The organism is Nonomuraea mangrovi (genome assembly GCF_042681425.1).
In the GTDB taxonomy this organism is placed as follows: Bacteria; Actinomycetota; Actinomycetes; order Streptosporangiales; family Streptosporangiaceae; genus Nonomuraea; species Nonomuraea mangrovi.
In genome coordinates this window covers 346,253-372,888 of the sequence record NZ_JBHUFV010000047.1, presented here as the reverse complement: position 1 = coordinate 372,888, position 26,636 = coordinate 346,253, and the positions used below count along the sequence as shown (strand labels likewise).

Below are 26,636 nucleotides of genomic sequence, written 5' to 3'. Positions count from 1 at the left end.
TTCCCTGGACCGAACTGTGAGCGAGAGGAGGCGGTGAGGTGAAGGTCTACCTGTCGGTCGACATGGAGGGCGTGACCGGGCTGACCGACCCGGAGGAGATGCACGCGGGCAAGCGCGGTTACGAGCGCGGCTGCGAGCTCATGACCGCCGACGCGAACGCCGCCATCGAGGGCGCGTTCGACGCGGGCGCGACCAGCGTGCTGGTCAACGACGCCCACGGCTCGACCAAGAACCTGCGGATCGATCTGCTCGACCCGCGCGCCACCCTCATCCGCGGCCCCGGCAAGTCGCAGCGCATGGCCCAGGGGCTCGACTCCTCGTTCGACGCGGCGATGTTCGTCGGCTACCACGCCCGCGCGGGCGTGCAGCACGGCGTGCTCAACCACACCTGGATGGGCAAGGAGATCCAGAACGTCTTCCTCAACGGCGAGCCGTGTGGCGAGACCAGGCTGGTGGCGGCCTGCGCGGGCTTCCACGGCGTGCCCGTCGCGCTCGTCACGGGCGACGAGGCGGTCGGCGAGGAGGCCAGGGAGCTGCTCGGCGACGTCGAGACGGTCGCGGTGAAGAAGGGGATCGACAAGTTCTCGGCCGAACTGCTGCCGCCGAGCGTGGCCCAGTCGCGGATCCGTGAGAGCGCCGCTCGGGCGGTCGACAGGTTGACCGACTTCACGCCCTATGCGGCGGGCAGGCCGTACACGCTGGGTGTGGAGTGGAACTCCACGGCGATCGCGGCGGCCTGCGGACTGATCCCGGGGGTGAAGCAGGCGGGCTCGCGGGAGATCGAGTTCGTGACGGACGACTTCACCGAGATCATGGCGCTGATGGGCCTGTTCGCGACGATCGGCGGGCAGGTGGCCTGCGGCAGCGGCCCGTATGGCTGATCGGGCCACGCTCACCAGGCGGGGCCTGCTGGTCGGGATCGGCGCGGCGGGCGGCGCCGGCGCGATGTACGCGGCGATGGGCGCGCTCGGGCTGGCGCCCGCTGAGCAGGACAAGGCGTTCACCCCGCCCAGGCCGGGGGATTTCACGCTCAAGGGCAGGGGCGCCGCCTCCGTGGTCGTCCTGGGCGCGGGTGTGGCCGGGTTGACGGCCGCCTACGAGCTGGGCAAGGCGGGCTACGACTGCACCGTCCTGGAGGCGAGCGGCAGGACCGGAGGGCGCAACCTCACGCTGCGCGGCGGCGACCGCCTCACCGAGCTGAACGGCCCTGCCCAGGACGTCCGCTTCGGCGACGGCGTCTACTTCAACGCGGGGCCCGGCAGGATCGCGCCCTGGATGGTGACGATGGACTACTGCCGCGAGCTCGGCATCCCCATCGAGACCTTCGTCAACACCAACGCCGCCGCCTACGTCCACACGAACGGGCGCACGGTCCGGAACAAGACCGCGCGTGCCGACATGTACGGATACATCGCGGAGCTGCTGGCCAAGGCCACCCATCAGGGCTCGCTCGACCGCAGGCTCACCAAGGACGACAGGGAGCGGCTGCTGGAGTTCCTGCGCAGGTTCGGCGACCTGGGACCCAGGCTGGCCTACGAGGGGTCGGAGCGGCGCGGTTTCACCACCTACCCGGGGATGGGCGGGGGGACGGAGATCGCCGGGCCCGCCGGCCTGCACGACGTCCTCGCGGCGGGGGTGGGCCGGGCGATCACCAACGACTTCGGCTACGACCAGGCGACCCCCATGTTCCAGCCGGTGGGCGGCATGGACGCGATCGTCGCCAGGCTGACGGAGGCGGTCGGCCGCGACCGCATCAGAACGGGCGCCAGGGTCACCTCGATCACCGACCTGGAGCACGGCGTCACGGTCGCGTGGGAGGGCGGCGAGCTGACCGCCGATTTCTGCGTGGCCACGCTCCCGCCGCACGTGTTGGCGAAGATTTCACATAATTTCGGGCAAAAGGTAACTACTGCCCTCAAGACCCCCGTTCCGGTCGCCGCCGGCAAGATCGGCCTGGAGTACGGCAGGCGCTGGTGGGAGCTCGAGGACCGCATCTACGGAGGCGTCACCGAGACCGATCTCGACATCACGCACATCTGGTACCCCTCCTACGACTACCACGCCCAGCGCGGCCTCCTGGTCGGCTACTACAACTCCGACGAGGCCGCCCAGTTGTACGGCGCGCTGACCCCCGAGGACCGCAGACACAGGGCGCTCACCCAGGGCAAGAAGATCCACGGCGAGAAGTACCGGTCGGAGCTGCTGTCGAGCGTCTCCATCGCGTGGGAGCGCCAGCCCCACCTTCAGGGGGGATGGGTTCGCTGGCCGTCCTTTGATTCGTCCTTCACTCTCCTGCAACGTCCGTCGGGAAGGGTGTACTTCGCGGGTGACTGGCTCACTCACCTGGTGGCCTGGCAGGCGGGCGCCATGGAGTCGGCCAGGAGCGCCGTGACCCAGCTCCACCAGCGAGCCGCCAGGTCCGCGTGAGGCGTAGGGTCCTGGTCATGACACTGATCTGGGTCCCCGCGCTCGACCGTCCCGACCTGCTGGCCGAACCGGTGGCGCTCGCAGTACGTCAGATGGAGGAGGAGGTGCGCGTGGCCGAGATCGACCCTGACCTGGCCGACACGGCGGCCTTCTGCGACGAGTACGGGGTGGCGATGGACGCGTCGGCCAACTGCGTGGTGGTGGCCGCCAAGCGCGGCGGCGAGGTGCGCTACGCCGCCTGCATGGTGCTGGCCACGACCAGGGCCGATGTCAACGGCGTGGTGAGAAAGCGCCTCGACGCGCGCAAGACAAGCTTCGCCCCCATGGACGATGCGGTTTCGCTGACCGGGATGGAGTATGGAGGTATCACGCCGCTCGGCCTGCCCGATGACTGGCCGATCCTGGTCGACAGCAGGGTCGCCGCGCATCCCAGCGTGATCGTCGGCAGTGGGGTGAGGCGATCGAAACTGGCCCTGTCAGGGGCCGTACTGGCCGGGTTGAAGACCGCGGAGGTCCTGGACCTGGCGAATTGAGACCAACGCGATACCGATGATTGGGAAACCCATGGGGGCATTTCAGACGTTACACATGCGTGGGAATGTGACCTTGAGGTTCATCTCTGGGGCGGGGTTTGAGCCGGTATGGTGCTTCATGCCATGAACGATGACCGACTAGGCCCTTACCGGCTGCTCAGGCGGCTAGGTGAAGGCGGAATGGGCGTTGTCCACCTCGCTGTCGACCCGCAGGGGCGACAGGTGGCGGTCAAGGTCCTGCGCGCGGAGGTCGCCGGCGACGATGTCGCCAGGCGGCGGCTCTCGCGCGAGGTCGACACGATGCGGCGCGTGCGCAGCAAGTACATCGCCGAGGTCCTCGACGCCGACGTGACGGGACACCGGCCCTACATCGTGACCCGCTACGTCCCTGGACGTGCCCTCGACGAGATCGTGAAGCACGACGGGCCGCTGGAGCTGCCCGCGCTGGCCAGGGTCGCCCACGGCGTGGCGTCCGCTCTGGCGGCCGTCCACTCCGTCGGCGTGATCCACCGCGACCTCAAGCCCGGCAACGTGCTGCTCCTGGACGGCGACCCCGTCCTGATCGACTTCGGCATCGCCCAGGCGGTGGACGCGACGAGGCTCACGCAGACCGGCATGTTCATCGGCACTCCCGGCTACCTCGCGCCCGAGATCATCGAGGGCCACGAGGCGGGCCCCGAGGTCGACATCCACGCGTGGGCAGGCACGCTGCTGTTCGCCGCGACCGGCCAGCCGCCCTTCGGCAAGGGCACGCTGGAGATGATCTTCTACAACATCACGGCGGGCAAGGCCGAGGTGTCGGCGGCGCCGCGCGAGCTGCAGCCGCTGCTCAAGGCCGCCTTCCAGCGCAACCCCTCCAAGCGGCCCAAGGCCGCGGACCTGGCCGAGCAGACCGCGAGGCTGGCGCCCAGTCCGGCCAAGGTGCCCGACGAGATCTCCACGGTGCCGCGCCCCGACCGGCAGAGCGCGCGTCCTGCCACCGACCCCGCCGACATGCCCACCCCCGCGATCCCGCCCGCGCGCCCGCCGCTCGGGTCGCCGTCCTCCTCCAGGTCGTACGGCACGCCCGCCCCCGGCAGCCAGGAGTACGTCTCGCTGCTGGGCGACCAGAGCCCCCCGCCGACCGGCAACCAGAGCGCGACGGGCGGACAGAGCCAGGCAGGCGGTCAGGGCGGACCAGGGGTCCTGGGCGGACCAGGCGGCCAGAGCGGCCCCAGCGCTCAGAGCGGGCCAGGCGGCCAGAGCGGGTCAGGCGGCCAGGGCCCTGCGGGCACCCAGGGCCGGCAGGGCGAGCACGCGACCACCGGCGGCGACCCGTGGCCCACGCGGCGGGTGAGCCCCGAAGAGCTGCGCCAGATGCGCGAAGAGGCCTCCGCCCAGCCGTGGGACGTGCCGACCCGCGCGGCCAACGACCCGCCCGCCGGCCGTCCGTGGCCGGCGGCGGGACCGGCCAACCACCAAGCCCCGCCCGCCCAGGGCACAGGGCAGCCCTCAGGCGGCTACCAGCAGGGGCCTGGCTCGTTCCCGCCCGCCGCAGGCGGCCAGGCGGGCGCGCAGGGCGGGCGCTCCGGCTACCAGGGCGTCCCGCAGCAGGCTTCGCCGTATCCGCACAGGGACGGCGACATCCCCACGCGCAGGGTCCGTCCCGACGCGCCCGAGTTCCCCTCGCCCTACGGGCAGCAGCCGTACCAGGCGGTGCCCCAGCAGAGCCATCAGCAGGGTCTCCAACAGGGTCATCAGCAGGTGCCCCAGCAGGGCCACCAGGCCCCGCACGACCCCGAGACGTGGCGCGAGCCGCGCATCCCAGGAGCGCGTCCCGGCCTGGCGTTGCAGCGCTCCAAGGCGTACGGCGTCGCGGGCGCCATGCTGCTCATCATCATGATCGTGGTGGCCGTCCTCGCCCCCCTGGTGGTGAGCGCGGTGGCGATCCCCGTCGCCGTGCTGCTGCGCGCCGCCGACCTGGCGCAGCCCCAGCTGAACGCCAGGCGTCCGACCGGCGCCGCGGCGGCCGACGTGCTGAGGGTGTTCGCCCAGCCCGCCGCGCTGCTGAAGTCGATCGGCATCACGGTCGCGCTCGTGCCGTACGCGCTGATCCTGGGACTGCCGGTGACGCTGCTGCTCACCGTGCTGACCTCGATGCCGCTGAGCAACGCGCTGGCCTGGGGCGGAGCGATCGCGCTATGGACGGTGTGCGCCGGTCCCGGTGTCGAAGCCCCAGGACGGCAGATGCGGAGGACGCTCGCGTCCCTGGTTCCGTCGCGTACCGTGGCCATGGGGGTCGCGGGCGTGCTCGCGGTCGGAGCCGCGCTCTCACTGGTCCTGGCGTACGGCACGGTGCCCGACACGGGCAGACGGTCCGTATGGACACCGGTCGACGTGAGCTCGATCACGGACCAGCTCCAGGGCCTCAGGGGGAAGGCGGACCAAGGAGGGGGATGAGTAGATGAGCACCGGCAACACCCAGGCACCCGAGCGTCTCGGACCCTACCGGCTCGTCAGGAAGATCGGCGAGGGGGGCATGGGAGTTGTCCACCTCGGGATCGACGAGGAGGGGCGTGAGGTCGCCATCAAGGTGCTGCACCCCCATGTGGCCGCCGATCTCAAGGCGCGTGACAGGCTGACGCGCGAGGTCGAGACCATGCGCAGGGTGCGCAGCAGGCACGTGGCGGAGGTGCTCGACGCCGAGCTGGTCGGGGGCCAGCCGTACGTCGTGACCAGGTTCGCGCCCGGGCGCACGCTCGAGGAGACGGTGCTCACCGACGGGCCGCTGCCCGCCCAGGAGCTCATCAGGCTGGCGCAGGGGCTGTGCGCGGCGCTCGTGTCCATCCACGCGGCCGACGTCATCCACCGTGACTTCAAGCCGTCCAACGTCATGCTGGTCGACGGCGAGCCTCTGGTCATCGACTTCGGCATCGCGCACCTGGTCAACGCGACCAGGCTCACGCAGACCGGCATGTTCGTCGGCACGCCGGGCTACCTCGCGCCCGAGATCATCCGTGACTCGGAGATCACCCAGGCGGCCGACGTGCACGCGCTGGCCTCGACGGTGTTCTTCGCGGCCGTGGGCGCGCCGCCCTTCGGCACCGGCACGTTCGAGGTCATCTGCTTCAACATCATGGAAGGCAGGGCGCAGCTCGACAAGGCGCCAGGTTGGTTGCGCGGCTGGCTCGGCAGGGCGCTGTCGGTCGACCCGCAGTCGCGGCCGAGCGCGCAGGAACTGCTGCGGATGGCGCGGCAGCTCGACCCGTCGGTGACGGCCTTCAACGAGACGCCGCCCAGCGGCACGCGCGTGCTGGAGCAGCCGGGCCAGACCAAGACGTTCGGGCGTGACGACAGCTACTCCGACCTGCTCCCGCCCGTGGAGTACGCCAAACCGCCCAGGCCCGAGCCCAAGCCCCGCAAGGAGCCGAAGCCGAGGCAGCGCGAGGAGCCCAAGCCACCGCCGTACGTGCCCGCGAACGTGCCGCAGTACCGGCCGCCGGCGCCCTATCCCGACCAGCGGGTGGCGGGCTTCGCCCCGCCGCCGCCGCAGCAGCAGGCCGCGGTCAGGCCGTACACGCCACCGCCCGCGCCCGCGTCCCAGCGGCCCTACGCGCCGCCTCCGGCCGAACGGCCGAGGTACCGCGTCGGGCACCCGCTCATCGCGGGACTGCTGCTGGCCCTGCTGGTCGCGCTCGCGGTCATGATGCCGGTGATGGCGGCGGCCGCGGCCGTGGTGATCGCGCTGGTGCTGCGCGTGGGCGAGTACCTGTTCGGGGATCTCGTCGCGCGCCGCCAGCTGCGTGGCAGCAGCGCGGCCGATCCCGCGCTGATCCTGCTCGGGACGCCATGGGCGCTGATCAAGGCGTCGCTGGTGTCGCTGGTGCAGGTGCCGCTGTCGATCCTGTGGGGCGTGTGCGTGTGGGGCGTGCTGCACTACGGCCTGAAGGTCCAGAGCGACCAGGCCGTGGCCTACGCCGCCGGCGCCTTCGCGGCCGGCCTGTTCGTGCTGCCGGGCGGTGGAGCGCCGCGCAAGGCGGTCACCCGCACGCTGACCAGCGTGATCCGCAGTCCGGGAGCGGGCCTGGTCGTGGCGCTCGTCGTCGGTACGGCGGCGCTGCTCGCGGTGATGTTCGCGATGGGCCAGGAACCGACGTGGCACCCGTGGGAGCAGCCCTCGGATGTGGTGAGGGAGCTGACCCGCAGCGCGAGGGACAGCGTGACCGGCCTCATCACGGGGCTCATCGACTCGCTCATGACCAGCCTCGGGCTCGGCTTCCTGTCACCCTGGTCATAACGTGGTCTCCCGCCTCAGGGCGGGGCACTATGGAGTCATGAGCGAGCCGGACGGTGAGCACGTTGGCCCCTACCGACTGCTGTCCACGCTGGGCTCCGGAGGGTTCGGCGAGGTGCACCTCGCGCTCGACCCCGAGGGGCGCACGGTCGCGGTCAAGCTCCTGCACCCTCACGTCGCGGCTGACGCCCAGGCGCTGACCAGGCTCGAGCGCGAGGTCGAGACCATGCGCCTGGTCGAGGGGCCGTACGTGGCCGAGGTGCTCGACGCATCCCTCGCGGGCGACAGGCCGTATCTCGTGACGCGGTACGTCCAGGGGCGCCCGCTCAGCGTCGTCCCCGTGCCCGTGGCCGATCTGCGGCGGCTGGCGAGGGGGCTGGCGCAGGCGCTGCTGGCCATGCACGAGGCGGGCGTGGTCCACCGGGACCTCAAACCGGCCAACGTGATGATGGCCGACGGCGATCCCGTCGTGATCGACTTCGGCATCGCCTCCGCGCTCGACTCGCTGTCGGTCACCGCCTCGGGCGCGGTGATCGGCACGCCGGGCTACCTCGCGCCCGAGGTGCTGGAGGGGCACGAGGCCGGAGCGCCCGCCGACGTGTTCTCCTTCGCCGCGACGCTGGCCTACGCGGCCACGGGGCGCCAGCCGTACGGGACGGGGCCGCTGTCGGCCGTCGCCTATCGGGTGGTCCATCACGAGGCGGACCTGGAGGGGGTGCCCGCGTGGCTGGAGCCGCTGCTGGGCGACTGCCTGCTGCAGGATCCCGAGGCACGGCCGACGGCCGCGCAGATCTGCGCCGTGCTGGCCGCGGACGCCCCCGCCCGCGGCCGTCACGGCGTCACAGGCGCGGGTACGGCGCGCCGTCGTTCCGCGCTGGGCCAGGACCAGGAAGCGGCGCTGCTCGAGGCGTCGAGCGGTCGCGGCGCCGGCAGAGGCGGGTTCTTCTGGGTGGGCAGGCGGTCCGGCACGGGTCCCGCCCATCCGGGCGAGCCGGACGTGCACGGCCTGTCGACGCGCGAGTGGCGGCCGGGCAGGGACGGGCACGTCAGGACGGTCGAGGAGTCCAGGGCCCTGCACAGGGAGAAGGTCCGCAGGCGGTGGGTGATCGGCTCGGGGGTGTTCGCCGCGCTGCTCGCGGCGGCCGCGCGGACCCCGCTGCCCGAGGTCTCCCTGTTCCTGCTGGCCTCCTACGCATTGGTCGTGGTCGCCGACGCGGCGGTGGCGCTGCTCTCGCGCGGTCTGTTCAAGGTCCGCCGCATGGTGACGGACCTCACGTCCGTGGCGGGGGTGGCGGTGCTGTGGCTGGCGCTGAGTGCTCTGTTCAGCCCTTTCACGCTGGCGCTCTTCGCCGGAACCGCGCTGGTCGTGGGTGTGGTCTTCCTGCTGAACGCCTGATAGGGATTTTCGATCGGGGGCATCGCGAGCCTCTGGAACAAAGTTCGGTATGGTGGGACGAGCTGCGGGTTTGCGTCAAAGCTACTCATGGGTAACATGACGACCCGAGGGGCCGTGCAGCTGGCGCCCCGGGCAGTCTGGCAGTCTGGACAGCACTCATCCGAGCATGCGATCACGGGAGGTCGGCCACCGGCCATGAACATCGTCGTCTGCGTGAAGCAGGTCCCCGACACGGCGACCGAGCGCAAGCTCCGGTCCGATGACAAGACGCTCGACCGCGACGCCGTCGACGGCGTCGTCAACGAGCTTGACGAGTACGCGGTCGAGGAGGCACTGAAGCTCAAGGAGGCCCACGGCGGCGAGGTGACCGTCCTCACCATGGGCCCGGGCAAGGCCACCGAGACCATCCGCAAGGCCCTGGCGATGGGCGCGGACAAGGCGGTCCACCTCAGCGACGACGCCCTGCACGGCTCGGACGCCCTCTCGACCTCCTACGCGATGGCGCAGACGCTGAAGAAGATCGGGTTCGACCTGGTCATCCTCGGCTCGGAGTCGACCGACGCGCGCACCGGCGTGCTGGCCGCCATGCTGGCCGAGCGCCTCGGCGCGGCCCAGCTCACGCTGGCCAACAAGGTGGACGTCGAGGGCTCCTCCATCTCCATCCAGCGACTGACCGACTACGGCTACGACAAGGTCGAGGCGACGCTGCCGGCCGTCGTCTCCGTGGTCGAGAAGATCAACGAGCCGCGCTACCCGTCCTTCAAGGGCATCATGGCGGCCAAGAAGAAGCCGGTCGAGACCCTCTCCGTGGCCGACGCCTCCATCGACGCCGCTCAGGTCGGCCTCGGCGCGGCCTGGTCCGAGGTCGTCGACTTCGCCGCCGCTCCTCCGCGCGCGGCGGGCACGATCGTCAAGGACGAGGGCGACGGTGGCGCGAAGGCCGCCGACTTCCTCGCGTCCAAGAAGTTCATCTGAGAACGGGGGTTTTGCTGATATGTCGGAGATTCTCGTTCTCGTCGAGCAGGTCGACGGTGAGGTCAAGAAGGTCACGCTCGAGCTGCTGACCCTGGCCCGCTCGCTCGGCACCCCCTCGGCCGTCTGGGCAGGCCCGGGCTTCACGGCCGACGCCAAGGCCAGGCTCGCCGAGTACGGCGCGGAGAAGGTCTACGTCGCGGGCTCCGCCGACGTGGTCGACTACGTCGTCGCGCCGAAGGCCGAGCTGCTCGCCCAGCTCGTCGGCAGCGCCGCCCCGTCCGCCGTCCTCGTCGCCGCCACGGCCGAGGGCAAGGAGGTGGCCGGCCGCCTGGCCGTCAAGACCGACTCGGGTGTCATCACCGACGCGGTCGGCGTGGGCGACGGCCTCGTCGCCGACCAGTCCATCTTCGGTGGCGGCGTCAACGTCCACTCCCGCGTCACCAAGGGCACCCCGATCATCGCGGTCCGCCCCAACTCCACCGCCCCCTCTCCCGCCCCCGCGGCGGGCGCGGAGGAGGAGGTGTCCGTCGCCCTCTCCGACGCCGCCAAGGCCTCGAAGATCGTCGACAGGGTCAAGCAGGAGAAGGGCGCCCGCCCCGAGCTCACCGAGGCGGCCATCGTCGTCTCCGGTGGCCGCGGCGTCGGCTCGGCGGAGAACTTCTCGGTCATCGAGAACCTCGCCGACGTGCTCGGCGCGGCCGTCGGCGCCTCCCGCGCCGCCACGGACGCGGGCTGGTACCCGCACCAGTTCCAGGTCGGCCAGACGGGCAAGACCGTGTCGCCGCAGCTGTACATCGCCGCCGGCATCTCGGGCGCGATCCAGCACAGGGCCGGCATGCAGACCGCGAAGACCATCATCGCGATCAACAAGGACCCCGAGGCGCCGATCTTCGAACTGGCCGACTTCGGTGTCGTGGGCGACCTGCACCAGGTCGTCCCGCAGCTCGCGGACGAGGTCAGCAAGCGCAAGTAGAACCAGGCAGGCGGAAGGCGGCGGCTCCTGTCGGGGCCGCCGCCTTCCTGCCGTTCTAGCCCGCCAGGGCGGCTCTGATGCGGTCCGCCAGCACGCGGGCCTGCTCGACGTCCCACGGGATGATGCCGTTCTCGCTCATCAGCGCGTAGAACTGCTGCTCGTGGTACGGCGTGCCGGGCGGGAGCGGTGCCACGTGCCAGTGCAGGTGCGCGTTGCCCTGCTGGCTGCCCAAGGTGAGCAGGTAGGTCCGCTCCGACGGCACGGCCGCCTCGACGGCGAGGGCGACCTTGCGGACCACCGCCATCAGCGCCGTGTAGGCGTCCTCGTCGAGGTCCCGCACGGCGTGCTCGACATGGGCCTTGGGCGAGACGAGCGTGTAGCCGGGGACGGTGGGATACCTCGCCAGGAAGGCCAGATGCCCTTCGTCCTCGTACAGGATCTCCTCCAGGTCGTGCGCGGGATCCCTGGCGACGATCGCGCAGATGAAGCAGGGGCCGTTTCTCGTTCGTTCGACGTAGGCGTCCAGGTCCATGCGTTCAGAACGGATCATGGACCGATTCTTCCGCCTCTTCACCCGGGGGCGCCTGCCGTACGGTTCGGCGGGCGCCCGGCGGGTGAGGGTCAGGCGGCGAGCTCGGCGGGCTCGCGGCGCTCGACGGGGGCGATCGTGATGATCTCGGGCTCCGCGCGCGGCAGTAGCCGCGCGGCCAGCGCGATGAGCACGCCGAGGGCGACCGCGATGCCCAATGCCGTCCTCAGCGACGTGAGGTCGCTGAGGAAGCCGATCACCACGGGGCCGAGCAGCAGGCCCGCGTACCCCATCGCACCCGCCTGGGCGATGGCGGGGCCGGGGTTGTCGGTGGAGGTGCCGGCCAGCGAGAGCGTCATCGGCGAGATCGTCGCCACACCGAGACCCACGAAGAACATCGCGAGGACGGCGATCAGCGGCGTCGCGGCCGTGAGCACGATCGTGAACGTCGCGGCCGTGGCCAGACCCGAGACGGTCATGATGCCCCGGACGCCGAAGCGCGAGCGCAGCCTGTCGCCGCCGATCCTGGCGATCAGCATGCCGACCTCGAAGATCGGGTAGCCGAGCGCCGCGACCGCCTCGGTCGCGCCCAGCTCGTCCCGCATGAACAGGCCGTTCCAGTCGGCGACCGTGCCCTCGACCATGAACGCGAAGAACATGATCGCGCCCAGCAGGTAGACGATCGGCGGCATCCGCCTGCGCGTCCTGGTGACGGTCACGGCCACCGGGGTCTCGGGCAGGTAGGTCCGGCCGATGATCATGATCAGGGGGAGCGAGACGAGAGCGACGAGCGCGAGGTTGCCGGTGAAGGACAGGCCGAAGGCGATCGCCAGGCTGCCGACGCCGCCCGCGGTGATCGCGCCGACGCACCATCCGGCGTGCATGCCGTTCATCAGCGGCCTGCCGTAGGCCTGCTCGACCGTGGAACCCTGGGCGTTCATCGCGATGTCGACCGTGCCGAACGCCATACCGAACACCGCGACCGCCACCAGCAGCGACGGCAGGTTGGGCGCGCAGGCGACGCCGAGCAGCGACAGCGCCGTCGCGGGGCCGCCGACCCGTAGCACCGTCCTGCTGCCCGCGCGGCTCATGACGCCGCGCATCGCCTGCATGGTGACCAGCGCGCCCAGGCCCCACACGAGGAGGACCACGCCGATCGTCGCCTCGGACAGTCCGAGCTTGTCGGTCAGCGCGGGGATGCGCACGGTCATCGTGCCCACCATCAAGCCAGCAAGGACAAAAGTGAGGATCGACCCATAACGGGCAGTCCTCAGGTCGCGGGTCATCGTCAACACCTCTCGGGATCGTTCAATGACGCCCCTGCGGAAAGCGCGCAGGGGCGTGGTCGTGTTCGGTGATTTGGGGGAGGGGAGGGGGGAGTGGCGCGGTGGAAGGCGCGCTACAGCAGGGCGAGGAGGCGGGCCTCGAGGGCCTGGAGGTCGCTCTCGGTGTTGAGGTCGGGGTCGTGGCTCGCCACGTCCCACAGGCCCTCACACGCCAGCCGTACGATCTGGGAAGCCACGGGGTCGGGCTCGTCTGCCAGCCCCTCGCGGTGCCACCTGGCCATCGCGTCGCGCAGCGGCGCGAGCAGGAACAGGTTGCCCGAGGCGCCCGTCACGACCGCCCATCGTCGCAGCCGGCCCGAGCGGACGGCTGTCAGCGTGGCGCCCATGTACCGTTTGGTGTAGGTGTCGCCCTGCTGTGCCGCCATCAGGTCGTCGAACTCCGCGATGAGCCGCTCGACCATGCCCTTGATCAGGGCTTCCTTGCTGTTGAAGTGGTAGAGAAGGCCACCCTTGCTCACGCCGGCCCTGTCGGCTACGGCGGCGAGGGTGAGCGCGGCGGAGCCCTGGTCGCAGAGGAGGTCCTCTGCCGCATCCAGCAACTCGTCACGCTTCATGCCTCTACTATACCGTCCGGACGGTACAGTAGCAAACGAGATACTCTGATCGGGTGAGTCCGGCCTACCTCGATCACGCGGCGACCACTCCGATGCTTCCCGAGGCCATCGAAGCGATGACCCGGCAGCTCGGCCGCGTGGGAAACGCTTCGTCGCTCCACGCTGCGGGACGGCAGGTCCGGCGGGTGGTCGAAGAGTCCCGAGAGACGATCGCCGACGCCCTCGGCGCGCGCCCCAGTGAAGTCGTCTTCACCTCCGGCGGCACCGAAGCGGACAACCTCGCCATCAAGGGCCTCTACTGGGCGCGCGAGCCGCGCAGGCGCATCCTCGTCAGCTCGGTCGAGCACCACGCCTCACTCGACCCCGCCGCGTGGCTCGCCGACCGGCAGGGAGCCAAGGTCGACCTGCTCGAGGTCGACGCCGATGGCAGGGTCCACCCCGACACGCTGCGCGCCGCCGTCGAACGCGACCCGTCGGACGTCGCCCTGGTCAGCGTCATGTGGGCCAACAACGAGGTCGGCACCGTCCAGCCGATCCCCGTGCTGTCCGCGATCGCGCGCGAGCACGGCATCCCCTTCCACACCGACGCCGTCCAGGCCGTCGGCATGCTGCCCGTCTCCTTCGCCAACTCCGGCGCCGAGGCGCTCACCCTCACAGGACACAAGGTGGGCGGCCCCATGGGCGTCGGCGCGCTGCTCCTGGCGCGCGGCATCACGCCCGTCTCCGTCCTCCACGGCGGCGGACAGGAACGCGACGTCCGCTCCGGCACCCTCGACGCCCCCGCCATCGCCGGCCTGGCCGCAGCCGTCTCCGCGGCGGTGAAGAGCCAGGAGGACCAGGCGCGCCGCCTCACCGCCCTGCGCGACGACCTCATCCAGCGGGTACGGCAGGCCGTGCCCGACGTCATCCTCAACGGCGATCCCGTCGACCGGCTCCCGGGAAACGCGCACTTCTCCTTCCCCGGATGCGAAGGCGACGCGCTGCTGATGCTGCTCGACGCCAAGGGCGTGGAGTGCTCGACGGGGTCGGCGTGCTCGGCAGGGGTGGCTCAGCCGTCCCACGTCCTGCTGGCGATGGGCGCGGACGTCGCGGCCGCCCGCGGCTCCCTCAGGTTCACTCTCGGACACACCTCGACCCAGCAGGACGTCGACCGGCTGATCGAGGTGCTCCCCGCTGCGGTCGAGCGCGCGCGCCGCGCGGGCCTCAGCTGATCGCACGGGCCTCGCGGGCGGACGTGGGAGCGCCGGTCAGGCCACGCCGTTGTGGGCGGTGAGATGCTCGCGCATGCGGATACGGCTCAGCCACGTGTCGAGCGCCCACGCGCCGGGCCCCATGACCGCGATCAGCAGGAACGACCACGAGTAGACGGCGGCCAGCTCGCCCTCGTTCTGCAGCGGCCACAGGGCCTTCGGCTGGTGGACGAGGAAGTAGGCGTACGCCATCTCGCCCGAGCAGATCAGCGCCGCGATGCGCGTGAACAGCCCGAGAAGGACCAGGCCGCCTCCGACGACCTCGATGACGCCCGCGTACCACTGCGGCCAGACGCCGACGGGAACCGCCTCGCCGCCGAGGGCGCCGAACAGCTTGGCCGCGCCGTGGCAGGCGAACATCAACCCGATGACGATGCGAAATATAGACAGGACATACGGTCTGACCGTATCCAGAACGTTCATGATGACTCTCCTCTTCTGGAGTGCTCTGCCCGCTCGGCGAGGCATGCTGGGCCGTCCGGAAGAGATTTGGGCGGTATTTGACTGATGCGCAAAGGCGCCGGCGAGTCAGGCCGTTGAGGGAGGCGTGACGCGCCCCCTTGCGCGGGTACGGCTCAGCCACGTGTCGAGCGCCCACGCTCCGGGACCCATCACCGCGATCATCAGGAAGGCCCAGGAGTAGGCGGCGGCCAGCTCGCCCTCGTTCTGCAGCGGCCACAGGGCCTTCGGCTGGTGGACGGTGAAGTACGCGAAGGCCATCTCGCCCGAGCAGATCAGCGCCGCGACGCGCGTGAAGAAGCCGATGATGACCAGGAAGCCGCCGACGAGCTCGATGATGCCCGCATACCAGCCAGGCCACTCGCCGGGGCGGACCGCGTCGACGCCGAGGACGCCGAAGAGCTTGGCCGCGCCGTCGGAGGCGAACAGCAGCCCCAGCACGATGCGGTACAGGGACAGGACGTACGGTTTGGCCGACTCGACGAATTTCATAGCCGCCCTCCTCTCCTGCTGAGCTCTGCCCACCAGATGAGGCGCCTCAGGTGGTGCCAAGGAGATTTGGGATGGATTTAACTGATCCGCCACGTTTGGCGCTGGTTGACACCGATGATCTCCGGGGTGAAGGTTGCGGCACGCGCGTCTCCAGGGGCAGGTGGACCGTTGATCATGATGCGAACATCCCGATGGATCATGTCGGTGCTTCTCCTGCTGGGCCCGCTAGCCGTTCCTGCTCGCGCGTCGGCGGCGCCGCCGATCTCCTGGCGGCCCTGCCCGGCGGGCCAGGCGGAGAAGGCGGACTCGGCGGACTTGGCTGACCCGGTGGTCGAGTGTGGGTCGGTGCGCGTGCCGATGGACTGGGATCACCCCGGCGGCGCCATGATCGAGATCGCGGTGGCCAGGCGGAAGGCGACGGACCCGTCCCGCCGCATCGGCTCGCTGGTGTTCAACCTCGGGGGCCCGGGCATCGCGGGCGTGGAGGCGACCGTCGACGCCGCCGACGTGTTCTCGGCGGAGCTGCTGGAGCGGTTCGATCTCATCGGTTTCGACCCCCGGGGCGTCCCCGGCAGCCCGCCGGTGCTCTGCCCGGCGATCCCCAATCAGCCAGACAATCCGGCCACCGCCGAGGAATACCGCCAGATGCTGGCCAGGCTCAACACCTACGACAAGGCGTGCCGCCGGCTGTCAGGGCCGATCTTCGACCACGCCGACACCATGAGCGTGGCCCGTGACGTCGAGGCCATCCGTGCCGCCCTCGGGGAGCGGACGATCTCCCTCTACATGCTGTCGTACGGCACGCTGCTCGGCCAGCTGTACGCCGAGCTCTTCCCCCGCCGGCTGCGTGCGCTGGTGCTGGAGGGGAACCTGGATCACAGCCTCCGCCGGCCGCAGGACTTCCTGACGACCAGGGTCCGCACGTCGGAACGGGCGTTCCACCTATTCGCGGAGTGGTGCGGTGAGCCGTCGTCCGGCTGCGCCCTCAGCGGGCAGGACGTGGTGAAGGTGTTCGACGAGTTGAGGGCGAGGGCCGAGCGCGGGGAGCTTCGCGATCCGGACTTCCCGGACTTCGTGCTGACGCCGGAGTGGCTGGCGGGCAGAGCCGAGTTCGGCATGGCGGACCAGTCACTGTGGCCCGGATTGGGCGACTACCTGGCGGTCCTGAAAGGTCAGGCCGCACCACGCGCCACCCGGGAAGGGGAGCCGCCCCGGACCAACCAGGACCCGTACAGCGCGATCTTCTGCGCGGACTTCCGCTGGCCGATCCGCGACTTCCGCGAGCTGGTACGGCTCCGCGACGCCGTACGGCACGCGGCCCCGCATCTGCGATGGACCTTCACCGGCTGGAGAGACGTCGTGGGTTGCCAAGGACGTGACATCACCACCCGCTACCCGCAGCGGCCCTACCGGTTCAGGGACGGCACGCCGCCGGCCCTGCTGGTGAACAGCCGCCACGACGTCGCCACTCCGCACGAGTTCGCGGTGACGGTGTCGCGGCGGATGCCGGGCAGCGTGCTGCTCACCTATGAGGGCGTCGGCCACCGGACCTATGACTTCAGCCCCTGCACCCGTGCCGCGATCGACGGCTACCTCCTGACCCTGGCACTGCCCCGGCCCGGTGCGACCTGCCCAGGGGTGCCGGTGACAGGCCGGGCCGATCGTCGGACGACGTCGTCGCCTGGGGCGATGATCCGCCGTCAGGTCTGGCACCCCGCGCGGATGCCGGGTACCGACGCGATGCGACCACGCGGCGCGGGAGCCGAGGACGTGGATGCTCGCTGAGGACTTCGGGTACCGGGTGCTGCCGGGCGCGGCGATCGACACGCCCGGCGTGGACGAGGTCTTGCGGGGCCGGGAGAGGGGCCTGCGCGTGGGCCTCGTCGTGCTCGCCGTCGAAGCCCTGGCGCTGGCGCTCGTGGCTGTGAGGGAAGGCCCTGGGTCGGCGGCGGCCGTCGCCCTCGCCGTGGTCCTTCTGGTGACCGCCGGCCCTGTCCTGCTGTGGCGCAGGGCGCGGCGGAAGGAGAGAGCGATCATGACCACGTACGGCTGGCAGGTGTGGCCCTGTGCCGTCGAGGTCGTCCGCGTGGTCGCCGCCGAAGGACGGCGTGAGCGGGGGCGGCGATGGGCACACCAGAGCCGGGTGGTGCTGCTGCGACCGGACGGGCAGGCCCAGTGCTCGTTCCCGCCTCCCGATGAGGGCGCGCGTCCGGGGGAGGGCGGGCGTCCTGATGAGGGCGCGGGGGCGGGGCAGGAGGTCTGGTTCGCGGGCGACACCCGGTTCGGCGGGATGCTGGCCGCTCCTGGAGGGCTTCCCTTCCGCTACGTCACGCGGACCAGGCCAGGGCGGGCCAAGGCAAGCCCTGAGGAGGACCGGGCCGCGGCGACCACCGGGTTGATGCCCCGCTCCTGGCGTCCCGGCGGCCTCACGTAGCGAGGGACTTCCTGAGCGAGCGCAGGCACAGCCCCAGCGACTCGTGCTTGGACGCGCCGGAGTCGCGGATGTGCTGCCACGCGGTGTAGAGCACGGACCACACGAGCTGCTGCACCCAGTCCGCGGGCAGCTCGGCGTCGATGACGCCCTCGGCGTGCCCGCGCTCGATCAGTTCGAGCAGCGCCCGGTCCGAAGGAGTCTCGACCTCCCACTTCTCGCCCGCCATCAGGTGCGGTTCGGCGAAGACGAGCATGAGCCCGTCGCCGAGCTCGAAGTACTGCTGGCACAGCCGGTCGAGCGCCTGGAGCGCGGGGCCCTCGCCCGGCCGGGCCCGCTCGGTGGCCACCGCGATCTTCTCCAGGAGGTCGTCGCCGATGGCGGTGATCAGGTCGGACCGCTCGGGGAAGTAACGGTGGATCGTGGTGCGGCCCACTCCGGCCGCCGCGGCGACGTCGCTCAGCGACGCGCCGGGGTTCTTCGACAGCGTGGCGACCGCGGCGTCGAGGATCGCGCGCCTGGTCCGTGCGCGCATCCCTGTCTCAACAGTCGTCATGTGTTCCACATTAGCTCACCGTGCACCACTGTGGAACGAGCTTGACCGTTATGGAACAGCTGTGTTCCACTGGAGAGCATGAGTGTTCCCAAGTTCCCGCGACTCCGCGTTCTGTGGTCGTTCGCCAGGCCACACAAGGGCAGGCTGGCGATCGGGCTGCTGCTCGCGCTGGTCGGCTCGGGGCTGAGCCTGGCGACGCCCATGGTGACCAAGTGGGTGCTCGACTCGCTCGGCGCCTCCGCCTCGCTCGACGGCCCAGTCGCGGCACTGCTGGTGCTGCTGCTGATCGGGGCGGCCATCTGGTCGTGCCAGTGGATCCTGCTGGGCGCGCTCGGCGAGCGCGTCGTGCTGGACGCCCGCGAGGCGATGGTCCGCAGGCTCTTCAGGGCGAAGGTGTCCGAGGTGACCAGGCGCCCGACGGGCGAGTTCGTCACCAGGGTCACCTCCGACACCGTGCTGCTGCGCGAGGCCGCGTCCTCCAGCGTGATCGGGCTGATCAACGGCGTGATCATGCTCATCGGCACGCTTGTCCTGATGGGCGTGCTCGACCTCGTGCTGCTCGGCACCACGGTCGCCGCGGTGCTGGTGGTCGGCGTGCTGTTCGCCGTCCTCATGCCGGCCATCGCCAAGGCGCAGGAGCAGGCGCAGGAACACGTGGGCAGGCTCGGCGGCGTCCTGGAAAGCGCCCTGCGCGCGATCAGGACGATCAAGGTGAGCAGGGCGGAGGACCGCCAGGCCGACCGCATCATCGCCGACGCGCGCGCGTCCACCCGCCACAGCGTCCTCGCGGTGCGCAGGGAGGCCATCGCCTGGACCCTCGCGTGGGCGGGCATCCAGCTCGCGATCATCCTCATCCTCGGCATCGGCGCATGGCGGGTCGGGGCCGGCCTGCTGGAGGTGTCCAGCCTGATCGCGTTCCTGCTGTACGCGTTCGCGCTGATGGAGCCGGTCACCGAGCTGAGCCAGAACATCACCGCGCTCCAGTCGGGGATCGCCGCCGCCGAGCGCATCAGGGCGGTCGACGACCTCGAGCTGGAGAGCGACGTGCCGGTGACGCGGCAGGAGGGGGCCGCCGCGTCCGGCGGCCCGATCCTGGAGCTGCGCCAGGTCTCGGCCGCTTACGGGCCCGACGCCGAACCGGCCGTGCGCGGCGTCGACCTGGTGATCCCGCGCAGGGGCCACACGGCGATCGTCGGGCCGTCGGGCGCGGGCAAGACCACGCTGTTCTCGCTGCTGCTGCGCTTCCTCGAGCCGCAGCGGGGAGAGATCCTGCTGGACGGCGTGCCGTACACCGGGCTGACGCACGAGCAGGTGCGGGAACGGCTCGCCTACGTCGAGCAGGACACGCCGATCGTGCCGGGCACGATCCGCGACAACCTGTTCTTCTCCCACCCCGACGCCACGGAGGAGGAGTTGCGGCGGGTCCTCTCCGAGGTACGGCTGGCCGACATGGTGGACAGGCTCGGCGACGGGCTCGACACGGCGCTGTCCTCCACCTCGGTGTCGGGCGGCCAGCGGCAGCGGATCGCGCTGGCGAGGGCGCTGCTGCGCACCCCTGACGTGCTGCTCCTCGACGAGGCGACAGCCCAGCTCGACGGGCTGACCGAGGCGGCGGTCCAGGAGTGCATCAGGTCACGCGCGAAGGCCGGCGCGGTGGTCACGGTGGCCCACCGGCTCTCGACGGTGATCGACGCGGACCTGATCGTGGTGATGGAGGACGGCCGCGTACGCGCCCAGGGCACCCACGAGGAGCTCCTGGAGTCCGACGAGCTGTACCGGCGGCTCGTCGAGGCGCTGCGCATCGCCTCGCAAGGAGTGCCTGCCGCAGTGGCGTGACCTGCACGGGTGAAGAGAGCGAGAACCCGATCGCGGACTTCGGCGAACAAAGGGAGATCGTTTCCTTCACCCGTGAGGCAGGTCATGACATTAGGAAAGTCGCTCATCGCCGCGCTCCTGGCCGGGGCGGTCGGCATGACGCCCGCCCAGGAGCCGTCGCCCCCGACCGCGCAGGCACAGGCCGGCACGGCCAAGGCGAGCGGGGTCACCCTGATCACCGGCGACCGCGTCGTGGTCACCGGCCGCGGCCACCGTGTCGAGCCGGGACCCGGCAGGCGGGTGCGCTTCGCGAGCCAGGTGCGCGGAGGGCACCTGTACGTGATCCCGTCCGACGCCCATGCGCTGGTCGCCCAGGGGGTGCTGGACCGGCGGCTGTTCGACGTCACCCAGCTGCTGGCCTGGGGATACGGCGACGCCGACACCCCCGACATCCCCGTGATCTCGCAGGCGGCGGACGGCCAGGCTCTGGCCCCTCAGGGCGCACGACAGACCCGCCGGCTGTCCAGCCTCGGGATGAGCGCGTCGAGCGTGCCCAAGGCCGGCGCAGGGCAGGCGTGGAAGGACCTGACCGGCGGCGGGGCCCGCGCCCTGGCGGCGGGCACCACCAAGCTGTGGCTGGACGGCCGACGGTCCTACTCCCTGGACCAGAGCGTCAAGCAGATCGGCGCCCCCCAGGCGTGGCAGCAGGGCATGACCGGCAAGGACGTCACGGTCGCCGTGCTCGACTCCGGCTACGACCCCGACCATCCCGACCTGAAGGACGCGGTGGTCCAGGCGCGCAACTTCAGCACCGACCCCGACGTCCGCGACACTCTCGGCCACGGCACCCACGTCGCCTCGATCGTCGCGGGCAGGGGCGAGAAGTACCGCGGGGTGGCGCCGGAGGCGAAGCTGGCCGTCGGCAAGGTGGGCAACGCCTCGGGCCCGACAGACTCCGCCATCCTGGCGGGCATGGAATGGGCGGCGGTCGAGGTCAAGGCCAAGGTCGTCAACATGAGCTTCGGCGACGTGGACAGCCTGGAGCTCGACCCGCTGGAACAGGCGGTCAACACGCTGTCGGAGCGGACCGGCACCCTGTTCGTCGCCGCGGCGGGAAACGGCGGCCCCAACGGCAAGGTCGGCAGCCCCGGTAGCGCCGAGGCCGCGCTGACCGTGGGGGCGGTCGACAAGCAGGACCGGTTGGCCGACTTCTCCAGCGTGGGGCCGCGGACGAGCGACCACGCGATCAAGCCGGACGTCACCGCGCCGGGCGTGGGCATCGTGGCCGCCGCGGCCTCCGGCACGGCCGACGGCCCCTACGTGGCCTACAGCGGCACCTCGATGGCCTCGCCGCACGTCGCGGGAGCGGCCGCGATCCTGGCCCAGCGGCACCCCGAGTGGACGGGGGCGCAGCTGAAGGCCGCGCTCATCGGCAGCGCCAAGCCGTCGAACGATGCCACGCTCTACCAGCAGGGCGCCGGGCTGGTCGACCTGGTGCGCGCGCTCAAGCAGCAGGTCGTGGCCACGCCGGGCAACGTGTGGGCCGCCTTCCCGTGGAACGGCACGGGCGAGCGGGTGACGACCAGGACGATCACCTACGCCAACACCGGTGACACCCCGGTCGGCCTCGACCTCGCCGTCGACGGCGAGGTGCTGAAGCTGTCCGCCGACCGGGTCGAGGTGCCCGCGAAGGGCGAGGCCTCGGTCACCCTCACCATCGACGCGGGCGGCAAGGCGCCAGGCGACTACCCCGGGACGGTCACCGCCCGGTCGGGTGAGACCGTGATCCGCACGCTGGCCGGCGCCTACGTCGAGCCGGAGTCCTACGACGTCACCATCACGGCGACCGGCAGACAGGGGCAGCCGGTCGACCCCAGGGCCAGTACGGTCTACGACCCGACGAGCGGGACCATCCACGAGCCGGCCTTCCGGAACGGCGTCGCCAAGATCAGGCTGCCCGAGGGTGACTGGAACCTCCACACCGAGATCACCGAGAAGATCGACGGGAAGTGGGTGGACACGATCGCCGTCAAGCCGCTGAAGGTCGACGGCGGTGACCGGCAACTGGCGGTGGACGCTCGCGAGGGCAAGCCGGCCAAGGTCACACTCGACGACCCGACCGCCCAGCCTCAGCGCAGTTTCAGCTACGGCCTCGCCCATGGCAAGTGGAACTCCTGGGTGCTGGCGGGCGGCGACGTCAACAGCGAGTTCTTCGTCGTTCCCGTCCGTCTGCCAGGGCTGACCTACCATCTGGGGACCCTGTGGCTCAGCAAGGACGCCTCTCCCAGCCCGTACGTCTACGACCTGGTCCACCACCACACCGACGGCATCCCCGAGGATCCCACCTACAACGCCAGGCAGCAGGACCTGGCGAAGGTCATCTCGACCTACAAGGCGTCAGGAGTGGCGGCCACGGGCATGCCGCTCGCCGGATTCCGCGCCATCGACATGCCGGGCATGAACCTGGGGTGGCTGGTCGGTGAGATCAGCCTGCCCGGCACGCTCACCCAGTACCGGACTCCGGGGCTGACCTACGATAGCGGGCTCGAGGTCGGCACGTCCGTCCTCATGGACGGCGGCAAGGTCATGAAGCGCGGTCAGACCAGCGAGGTGTGGAACACCGCGGTCACCGGCCCTTCGTTCCTGCTGCCGGGCGGCAGCCGTACCGGGGACAGGCTCACGTTCTCCGCCGTCGGGTCGTTCGCCGACGGGGGCGCGGGGAGATCGGGCTCGGACAGCGCCGCCACCGGCACCGCCGCCCTCACCAGGGACGGGCGGGTGGTGGCCAAGGCCGACCTCGCGAACTGCGGGATCTACGAGCCGAAGGCGTGTGAGCTTCGCGCCGACCTCCCCGCCGAGTCCGCCGCCTACACGCTGACCGCGTCCATGCGCAGGCAGGTGCCCTACTCGGCGCTCTCCACGGGAGTGGAGTCCGTCTGGACGTTCACGTCCTCGAACACCGCCGAGGAGCGACCGCTCCCGCTGATGGCGATGCGTTACGCGCCCGCAGGGCTCGACGACTCCAACCGCGCCAAGCCGGGCTCGCTGACGCCGCTGCCGATGTGGACCGAGCGGAACCCGGGATCCGCGAAGGCGGAGGTGAAGTCGGTCCGGCTGGAGATGTCCTCCGACGACGGCACGACCTGGCGCCGGATCCCGGTCGTCCGCACCGGCCAGGGGTGGACCGCCGTGGTTCCGAACCCGCGCACGCCGGGATTCGTCTCACTCCGCGCGGTGGTGACCGACGCCGCGGGCGCCGGTCTGACCCAGACGATCACCCGGGCGTACGCCGTGGGCTGATCCCCAGCCTCTGGTACGGCTGAGCGCGCAGCCGTACCAGAGCACCGCGGTTCCCGCTCGGGCGCGCCCAGAGCACCGCGGTTCCCGCGCGGGCGCCCGTGGCCCGCTAGGAGAGGAAGGGGGCGACGGAGGTCCAGCCGGGGTCGGTGACCACGTCGACGAGCGGCTGGCCCTCCTCCCAGCTCACGATCAGCTCCTTGGCGTGGATGGCGGCCTCGCCGGTCGGGTCGGCGTAGACGTGGATCATCCTGGCGCCCTCCGCGCTCAGGTGCGCCGCCAGCACCCCGTCGGCGTGCAGCCTGCTGAGCCTGGCGGCCAGCCGCTCCTCGAACTCCCGCAGCGACGCGAGCGACTCGCCCACCGGCAGGCCGTTCTCGTCGGCGCGCGCGTAGGGGAGCGTGATCTGGATGTGCTGGTCGTAGAGCGGGTAGTCGACGGGCCGCAGCGGATAGCGGGCCGTGGCGACGAGCGGCGCGCCGCCGGCGGTCTGTCCTTCGAGCAGCGCCCACTGCTCCTCGGCGAACTCGGAGGCCAGGTCGGCGATCACCGCGGGCAGGTGCACCGCCTCGACGGAGTCGATCGGCTGGAACGTCGCGGCGGTGATCTCGCCGACCCATCTGGCCACGTCGTCCTCGCCGAGCAGCCAGTCGAGGGCCAGCAGCGTGGCCTCCATGCGGGTCTCCTCGTCCAGCATGACGAAGACGGGGTGGAAGGCCGCGATGTCCATGCGCGGGTTCCCTCTCGGGACGCGCAGGCCGAGCAGCAGCTTGTCGAGCGCGAACTCGTAGCCGCCGACGTCGAGCGTCAGCTCCATCGCCTCGGGGTTGGCCTGGCGCGAAGGGTGGTACTCCCACAGCGCGTCGCTCTCCGGCGCGCCCTTCACCCACCTGTGAGCCAGCGAGCGCAGCTCCGGGTCGCCCGCGGACGTCACCACCAGCGCCTGCTGGGCCTGCCTGCCCGGGGCGACCTCCCAGACCAGGCCGGGATGGATCGCGGTGACGGCGGGCGCGATCAGCTCTGACAGCCGCTCCGCCTCACCCGCCTCGACCAGCGCGTCGATCTGGGGCCTGGTCTGCTGCCACCACTCCCAGAACTCCGCCAGCCCGTCGCCGGTCGCGCCGGCCTCTTCTTCGTCGTCCTTGCGCCCGAACAGTCGCATAACCCAGCATTCTCGCACCCCACAGGCGCGCATCTCCCCGATCCCGTCCGGTACGGCGAGCCGGTCCCGCGCCTCCACGCTCGACCGGCGCCACCGCCGAAGGGCCGCCCGCGGGGTCGGGAAGCCACCGGCGGACGGTAGTCTCGAAACGTCATGGGACTGCGTGTGCTTGCCGCCATGTCGGGCGGCGTCGATTCCGCCGTGGCCGCCGCTCGGATCGCCGAGGCCGGTCACGATGTCACCGGTGTGCATCTGGCGCTCTCGGCCAATCCGCAATCCCACCGCACGGGCGCCAGGGGTTGCTGCACGGTCGAGGACTCCAGGGACGCCCGCCGCGCCGCCGACGTGATCGGCATCCCGTTCTACATCTGGGACATGGCCGAGCGCTTCCAGCGCGACGTGGTCGAGGACTTCGTGGCCGAGTACGCCGCGGGCCGTACCCCGAACCCGTGCCTGCGCTGCAACGAGAAGATCAAGTTCGAGGCGGTGCTCGACAGGGCGCTGGCGCTGGGCTTCGACGCGGTGGCGACCGGCCACCACGCCAAGCTCGAGGACGGCGTGCTGTCCAGGAGCGTCGACCAGGGCAAGGACCAGTCCTACGTGCTCGGCGTGCTCACCAGGGAGCAGCTCAAGCACGCGATCTTCCCTCTGGGCCACTCCACCAAGGCCGAGGTGCGCGTGGAGGCGGCCAGGCGTGGCCTGACCGTCGCCGACAAGCCCGACAGCCACGACATCTGCTTCATCGCCGACGGCGACACGCGCGGCTTCCTCGCCAAGCGGCTCGGCCAGGAGCCGGGCAGCATCGTCGACCAGGAGGGGGCGGTCGTCGGCTCACACGAGGGCGCCTACGCGTTCACGGTCGGCCAGCGCAAGGGCCTCCACATCGACCGTCCCACCGCCGACGGCAGGCCGCGCTACGTGCTGTCGATCGAGCCGGTGTCCAACACGGTGACCGTCGGGCCGAGGGAGGCGCTGCAGGTCTCCGAGATCGTCTGCACCAGGCCGGTGTGGAACGGGCCCGACCGCTTCGACGACCTGTCGGTGCAGCTGCGGGCGCACGGCGAGGTGTACGGCTGCCACTTCGAGGAGCGGGACGGCCAGGTCGTCATCAGCCTCGACAGGCCCGCGACCGGGGTGGCGGCGGGGCAGGCGGCCGTGCTCTACTCGGGCGACACGGTCATCGGCTCCGCCACCATCTCCACCGCCTCCTGACGAACCGGCGGGGCTCGGGCGGTCCCGCCGAGGTCAGCGGGTCAGGACAGCGTCACGGAGTCACCGACCGCCAGGCGGCGGATGTCCGCCCCCTGCTTGTCGGCCTCCATCTTCAGCCAGTTGTCCACCAGTCCCAGCCCGGCCTCGCTGTACAGGGCGTCGTGGGTCGAGTACGCCCGGGCGGGCTTCACCGTGCGCAGGTACTCGATGACCTCCGACAGCTTCAACCACGGCGCCCCCGTGGGCACGAGCAGCGTCCCGACCTCAGCCGGCGGCACCGTGAACGCGTCGCCCGGGTAGAACAGCTCCTCGTCCACCAGGAACCCGACGTTGTCCACGATCGGCACGTCGGGGTGGTTGGCCGCGTGCCACTCGCCGAACACCTTCACCGAGAACCCCGCGTCCTCGAACGCGTCGCCGTGCCGTACGGTCTGGACGCGCAGCCCCTCGGCCGCGCCCGACGCGACCCCCTCACACGTCCACACCGTGACCTCGGGCGACAGGGTGAGCAGCTTGTCCCGGTCGGCATGGTCGAAGTGGTTGTGGGTGATCAGCACGGCGTCGGCCCCGTCGAGGGCGGCGGCATCGCTGAACGTGCCGGGGTCGATGACGAGGACCTTGCCGTCCTTCTCGATCCTGACGCACGCGTGACCGTATTTGGTGAGCTTCATCCTCCCCACGATAGGTCAGGGCTCCTGTCCCGTGACGGCGGGACATCCCGCGCCTAGGATCACGCCAGGGCCACGGCGTGCCTGGTGCGGCTGCTGCGCACCGGCGACGAGCTGCGCGTGGTCGTCTCCGACGACGGGATCGGACTGCCGGCGTCCCCGCCCGCGGGCGTCGGGCTGACCTCGATGAGGGAACGCGCGGCCGAGACGGGCGGTGCCTGTACGGCAGGCAGACGGGAGGGCGGCGGTACGGAGGTGACGGCCCGGCTGCCGCTCTAGGCTGGGCCC

General features: G+C 71.1%; 22 protein-coding genes and 1 pseudogene. 15 read left to right on the top strand and 8 right to left on the bottom strand.

Annotated elements, in window-relative coordinates; genetic code table 11:
• The first annotated feature begins 38 nt into the window (after window positions 1-38).
• The 8 genes from ACFSKW_RS31815 (at window position 39) to ACFSKW_RS31780 (ending at window position 10,577) form a co-directional block, all read left to right on the top strand.
• Window positions 39-881 (top strand): M55 family metallopeptidase, encoded by an 843-nt coding sequence (locus ACFSKW_RS31815; protein ID WP_379576162.1) that lies wholly within the window; start codon window positions 39-41, stop codon window positions 879-881.
• A complete protein-coding gene (locus ACFSKW_RS31810) occupies window positions 874-2,427 on the top strand; it encodes a flavin monoamine oxidase family protein (protein ID WP_379576161.1) in 1,554 nt (517 codons plus the stop codon). The genes ACFSKW_RS31815 and ACFSKW_RS31810 overlap by 8 nt, the downstream gene beginning before the upstream one ends.
• Before the next feature lie 17 nt (window positions 2,428-2,444).
• Entirely contained in the window at window positions 2,445-2,960 is a 516-nt protein-coding gene (locus tag ACFSKW_RS31805; protein WP_379576160.1) for a YbaK/EbsC family protein, read from the top strand.
• Window positions 2,961-3,068: 108 nt separating this feature from the next.
• On the top strand, window positions 3,069-5,399 hold the full coding sequence (locus ACFSKW_RS31800; protein WP_379576159.1) for a serine/threonine-protein kinase: 2,331 nt from the start codon (window positions 3,069-3,071) through the stop codon (window positions 5,397-5,399).
• Window positions 5,400-5,403: 4 nt separating this feature from the next.
• Entirely contained in the window at window positions 5,404-7,236 is a 1,833-nt protein-coding gene (locus tag ACFSKW_RS31795) for a serine/threonine-protein kinase (RefSeq protein ID WP_379576158.1), read from the top strand.
• Window positions 7,237-7,273: 37 nt separating this feature from the next.
• On the top strand, window positions 7,274-8,629 hold the full coding sequence (locus ACFSKW_RS31790) for a serine/threonine-protein kinase (protein WP_379576157.1): 1,356 nt from the start codon (window positions 7,274-7,276) through the stop codon (window positions 8,627-8,629).
• Window positions 8,630-8,824: 195 nt separating this feature from the next.
• Window positions 8,825-9,604 carry an electron transfer flavoprotein subunit beta/FixA family protein gene (locus tag ACFSKW_RS31785; protein ID WP_358134647.1) on the top strand — a complete coding sequence of 260 codons (780 nt, stop codon included), beginning with the start codon at window positions 8,825-8,827 and terminating at the stop codon, window positions 9,602-9,604.
• 19 nt (window positions 9,605-9,623) lie between these two features.
• On the top strand, window positions 9,624-10,577 hold the full coding sequence (locus tag ACFSKW_RS31780; protein ID WP_379576156.1) for an electron transfer flavoprotein subunit alpha/FixB family protein: 954 nt from the start codon (window positions 9,624-9,626) through the stop codon (window positions 10,575-10,577).
• A gap of 55 nt (window positions 10,578-10,632) precedes the next feature.
• Here the strand turns inward: ACFSKW_RS31780 and ACFSKW_RS31775 are convergent, their stop codons facing one another.
• From ACFSKW_RS31775 to ACFSKW_RS31765, 3 genes are all read right to left on the bottom strand, one after another.
• Window positions 10,633-11,127: an HIT family protein gene (locus tag ACFSKW_RS31775; protein WP_379576155.1), complete on the bottom strand. Its 495-nt coding sequence runs from the start codon at window positions 11,125-11,127 to the stop codon at window positions 10,633-10,635.
• Window positions 11,128-11,198: 71 nt separating this feature from the next.
• Window positions 11,199-12,590, bottom strand: a complete 1,392-nt coding sequence (locus ACFSKW_RS31770) for an MFS transporter (RefSeq protein ID WP_379576154.1) — start codon at window positions 12,588-12,590, stop codon at window positions 11,199-11,201.
• Window positions 12,506-13,006 carry a TetR/AcrR family transcriptional regulator gene (locus tag ACFSKW_RS31765; RefSeq protein ID WP_379576153.1) on the bottom strand — a complete coding sequence of 167 codons (501 nt, stop codon included), beginning with the start codon at window positions 13,004-13,006 and terminating at the stop codon, window positions 12,506-12,508. The genes ACFSKW_RS31770 and ACFSKW_RS31765 overlap by 85 nt, the downstream gene beginning before the upstream one ends.
• Before the next feature lie 53 nt (window positions 13,007-13,059).
• On the opposite strand from ACFSKW_RS31765, the gene ACFSKW_RS31760 reads away from it, so the two are divergent.
• Window positions 13,060-14,217 carry a cysteine desulfurase family protein gene (locus ACFSKW_RS31760; RefSeq protein ID WP_379576152.1) on the top strand — a complete coding sequence of 386 codons (1,158 nt, stop codon included), beginning with the start codon at window positions 13,060-13,062 and terminating at the stop codon, window positions 14,215-14,217.
• A gap of 36 nt (window positions 14,218-14,253) precedes the next feature.
• Here ACFSKW_RS31760 and ACFSKW_RS31755 read toward each other — a convergent pair whose 3' ends face one another.
• Window positions 14,254-14,679: a DoxX family protein gene (locus ACFSKW_RS31755; protein ID WP_379576151.1), complete on the bottom strand. Its 426-nt coding sequence runs from the start codon at window positions 14,677-14,679 to the stop codon at window positions 14,254-14,256.
• 105 nt (window positions 14,680-14,784) lie between these two features.
• A complete protein-coding gene (locus ACFSKW_RS31750; protein ID WP_379576150.1) occupies window positions 14,785-15,207 on the bottom strand; it encodes a DoxX family protein in 423 nt (140 codons plus the stop codon).
• 198 nt (window positions 15,208-15,405) lie between these two features.
• Here ACFSKW_RS31750 and ACFSKW_RS31745 point away from each other — a divergent pair, with 198 nt between their 5' ends.
• Together ACFSKW_RS31745 and ACFSKW_RS31740 are read left to right on the top strand one after the other, a co-directional pair.
• Window positions 15,406-16,992, top strand: a complete 1,587-nt coding sequence (locus tag ACFSKW_RS31745; protein WP_379576149.1) for an alpha/beta hydrolase — start codon at window positions 15,406-15,408, stop codon at window positions 16,990-16,992.
• Window positions 16,982-17,641, top strand: coding sequence for a hypothetical protein (locus ACFSKW_RS31740; protein WP_379576148.1), 660 nt, complete (start codon window positions 16,982-16,984; stop codon window positions 17,639-17,641). The genes ACFSKW_RS31745 and ACFSKW_RS31740 overlap by 11 nt, the downstream gene beginning before the upstream one ends.
• Here ACFSKW_RS31740 and ACFSKW_RS31735 read toward each other — a convergent pair.
• Complete coding sequence (locus ACFSKW_RS31735) at window positions 17,634-18,194, bottom strand: TetR/AcrR family transcriptional regulator (protein ID WP_379576147.1); 561 nt, start codon at window positions 18,192-18,194, stop codon at window positions 17,634-17,636. The genes ACFSKW_RS31740 and ACFSKW_RS31735 overlap by 8 nt on opposite strands.
• Window positions 18,195-18,272: 78 nt before the next feature.
• Between ACFSKW_RS31735 and ACFSKW_RS31730 the strand changes: the two genes are divergently transcribed.
• Both ACFSKW_RS31730 and ACFSKW_RS31725 read left to right on the top strand, forming a co-directional pair.
• The gene (locus ACFSKW_RS31730) at window positions 18,273-20,030 is read left to right on the top strand and encodes an ABC transporter ATP-binding protein (RefSeq protein ID WP_379576146.1); all 1,758 of its coding nucleotides are present in this window, start codon (window positions 18,273-18,275) and stop codon (window positions 20,028-20,030) included.
• Between the two features lie 84 nt (window positions 20,031-20,114).
• Window positions 20,115-23,309: a S8 family serine peptidase gene (locus ACFSKW_RS31725; protein WP_379576145.1), complete on the top strand. Its 3,195-nt coding sequence runs from the start codon at window positions 20,115-20,117 to the stop codon at window positions 23,307-23,309.
• Window positions 23,310-23,415: 106 nt separating this feature from the next.
• Here ACFSKW_RS31725 and ACFSKW_RS31720 read toward each other — a convergent pair whose 3' ends face one another.
• The gene (locus ACFSKW_RS31720) at window positions 23,416-24,468 is read right to left on the bottom strand and encodes a DUF695 domain-containing protein (protein ID WP_379576144.1); all 1,053 of its coding nucleotides are present in this window, start codon (window positions 24,466-24,468) and stop codon (window positions 23,416-23,418) included.
• A gap of 153 nt (window positions 24,469-24,621) precedes the next feature.
• On the opposite strand from ACFSKW_RS31720, the gene mnmA reads away from it, so the two are divergent.
• Complete coding sequence (gene mnmA, locus ACFSKW_RS31715) at window positions 24,622-25,680, top strand: tRNA 2-thiouridine(34) synthase MnmA (protein WP_379576143.1); 1,059 nt, start codon at window positions 24,622-24,624, stop codon at window positions 25,678-25,680.
• A 41-nt stretch (window positions 25,681-25,721) separates the two neighbouring features.
• Here mnmA and ACFSKW_RS31710 read toward each other — a convergent pair whose 3' ends face one another.
• Window positions 25,722-26,351 carry an MBL fold metallo-hydrolase gene (locus ACFSKW_RS31710; protein WP_379576142.1) on the bottom strand — a complete coding sequence of 210 codons (630 nt, stop codon included), beginning with the start codon at window positions 26,349-26,351 and terminating at the stop codon, window positions 25,722-25,724.
• Between the two features lie 72 nt (window positions 26,352-26,423).
• Here ACFSKW_RS31710 and ACFSKW_RS31705 point away from each other — a divergent pair.
• Window positions 26,424-26,627: pseudogene (locus tag ACFSKW_RS31705) on the top strand (ATP-binding protein); the annotation flags it as partial.
• Between the last annotated feature and the right edge of the window lie 9 nt (window positions 26,628-26,636).

Excerpts from the sequence above, each read along its gene's own strand:
- ACFSKW_RS31810 (WP_379576161.1), top strand. The coding sequence starts at position 874 with ATGGCTGATCGGGCCACGCTCACCAGGCGGGGCCTGCTGGTCGGGATC.
- ACFSKW_RS31805 (WP_379576160.1), top strand. The coding sequence starts at position 2,445 with ATGACACTGATCTGGGTCCCCGCGCTCGACCGTCCCGACCTGCTGGCC.
- ACFSKW_RS31800 (WP_379576159.1), top strand. The coding sequence starts at position 3,069 with ATGGTGCTTCATGCCATGAACGATGACCGACTAGGCCCTTACCGGCTG.
- ACFSKW_RS31795 (WP_379576158.1), top strand. The coding sequence starts at position 5,404 with ATGAGCACCGGCAACACCCAGGCACCCGAGCGTCTCGGACCCTACCGG.
- ACFSKW_RS31790 (WP_379576157.1), top strand. The coding sequence starts at position 7,274 with ATGAGCGAGCCGGACGGTGAGCACGTTGGCCCCTACCGACTGCTGTCC.
- ACFSKW_RS31785 (WP_358134647.1), top strand. The coding sequence starts at position 8,825 with ATGAACATCGTCGTCTGCGTGAAGCAGGTCCCCGACACGGCGACCGAG.
- ACFSKW_RS31780 (WP_379576156.1), top strand. The coding sequence starts at position 9,624 with ATGTCGGAGATTCTCGTTCTCGTCGAGCAGGTCGACGGTGAGGTCAAG.
- ACFSKW_RS31775 (WP_379576155.1), bottom strand. The coding sequence starts at position 11,127 with ATGATCCGTTCTGAACGCATGGACCTGGACGCCTACGTCGAACGAACG.
- ACFSKW_RS31765 (WP_379576153.1), bottom strand. The coding sequence starts at position 13,006 with ATGAAGCGTGACGAGTTGCTGGATGCGGCAGAGGACCTCCTCTGCGAC.
- ACFSKW_RS31755 (WP_379576151.1), bottom strand. The coding sequence starts at position 14,679 with ATGAACGTTCTGGATACGGTCAGACCGTATGTCCTGTCTATATTTCGC.
- ACFSKW_RS31750 (WP_379576150.1), bottom strand. The coding sequence starts at position 15,207 with ATGAAATTCGTCGAGTCGGCCAAACCGTACGTCCTGTCCCTGTACCGC.
- ACFSKW_RS31745 (WP_379576149.1), top strand. The coding sequence starts at position 15,406 with ATGTCGGTGCTTCTCCTGCTGGGCCCGCTAGCCGTTCCTGCTCGCGCG.
- ACFSKW_RS31740 (WP_379576148.1), top strand. The coding sequence starts at position 16,982 with ATGCTCGCTGAGGACTTCGGGTACCGGGTGCTGCCGGGCGCGGCGATC.
- ACFSKW_RS31735 (WP_379576147.1), bottom strand. The coding sequence starts at position 18,194 with ATGACGACTGTTGAGACAGGGATGCGCGCACGGACCAGGCGCGCGATC.
- ACFSKW_RS31730 (WP_379576146.1), top strand. The coding sequence starts at position 18,273 with ATGAGTGTTCCCAAGTTCCCGCGACTCCGCGTTCTGTGGTCGTTCGCC.
- ACFSKW_RS31725 (WP_379576145.1), top strand. The coding sequence starts at position 20,115 with ATGACATTAGGAAAGTCGCTCATCGCCGCGCTCCTGGCCGGGGCGGTC.
- ACFSKW_RS31720 (WP_379576144.1), bottom strand. The coding sequence starts at position 24,468 with ATGCGACTGTTCGGGCGCAAGGACGACGAAGAAGAGGCCGGCGCGACC.
- mnmA (WP_379576143.1), top strand. The coding sequence starts at position 24,622 with ATGGGACTGCGTGTGCTTGCCGCCATGTCGGGCGGCGTCGATTCCGCC.
- ACFSKW_RS31710 (WP_379576142.1), bottom strand. The coding sequence starts at position 26,351 with ATGAAGCTCACCAAATACGGTCACGCGTGCGTCAGGATCGAGAAGGAC.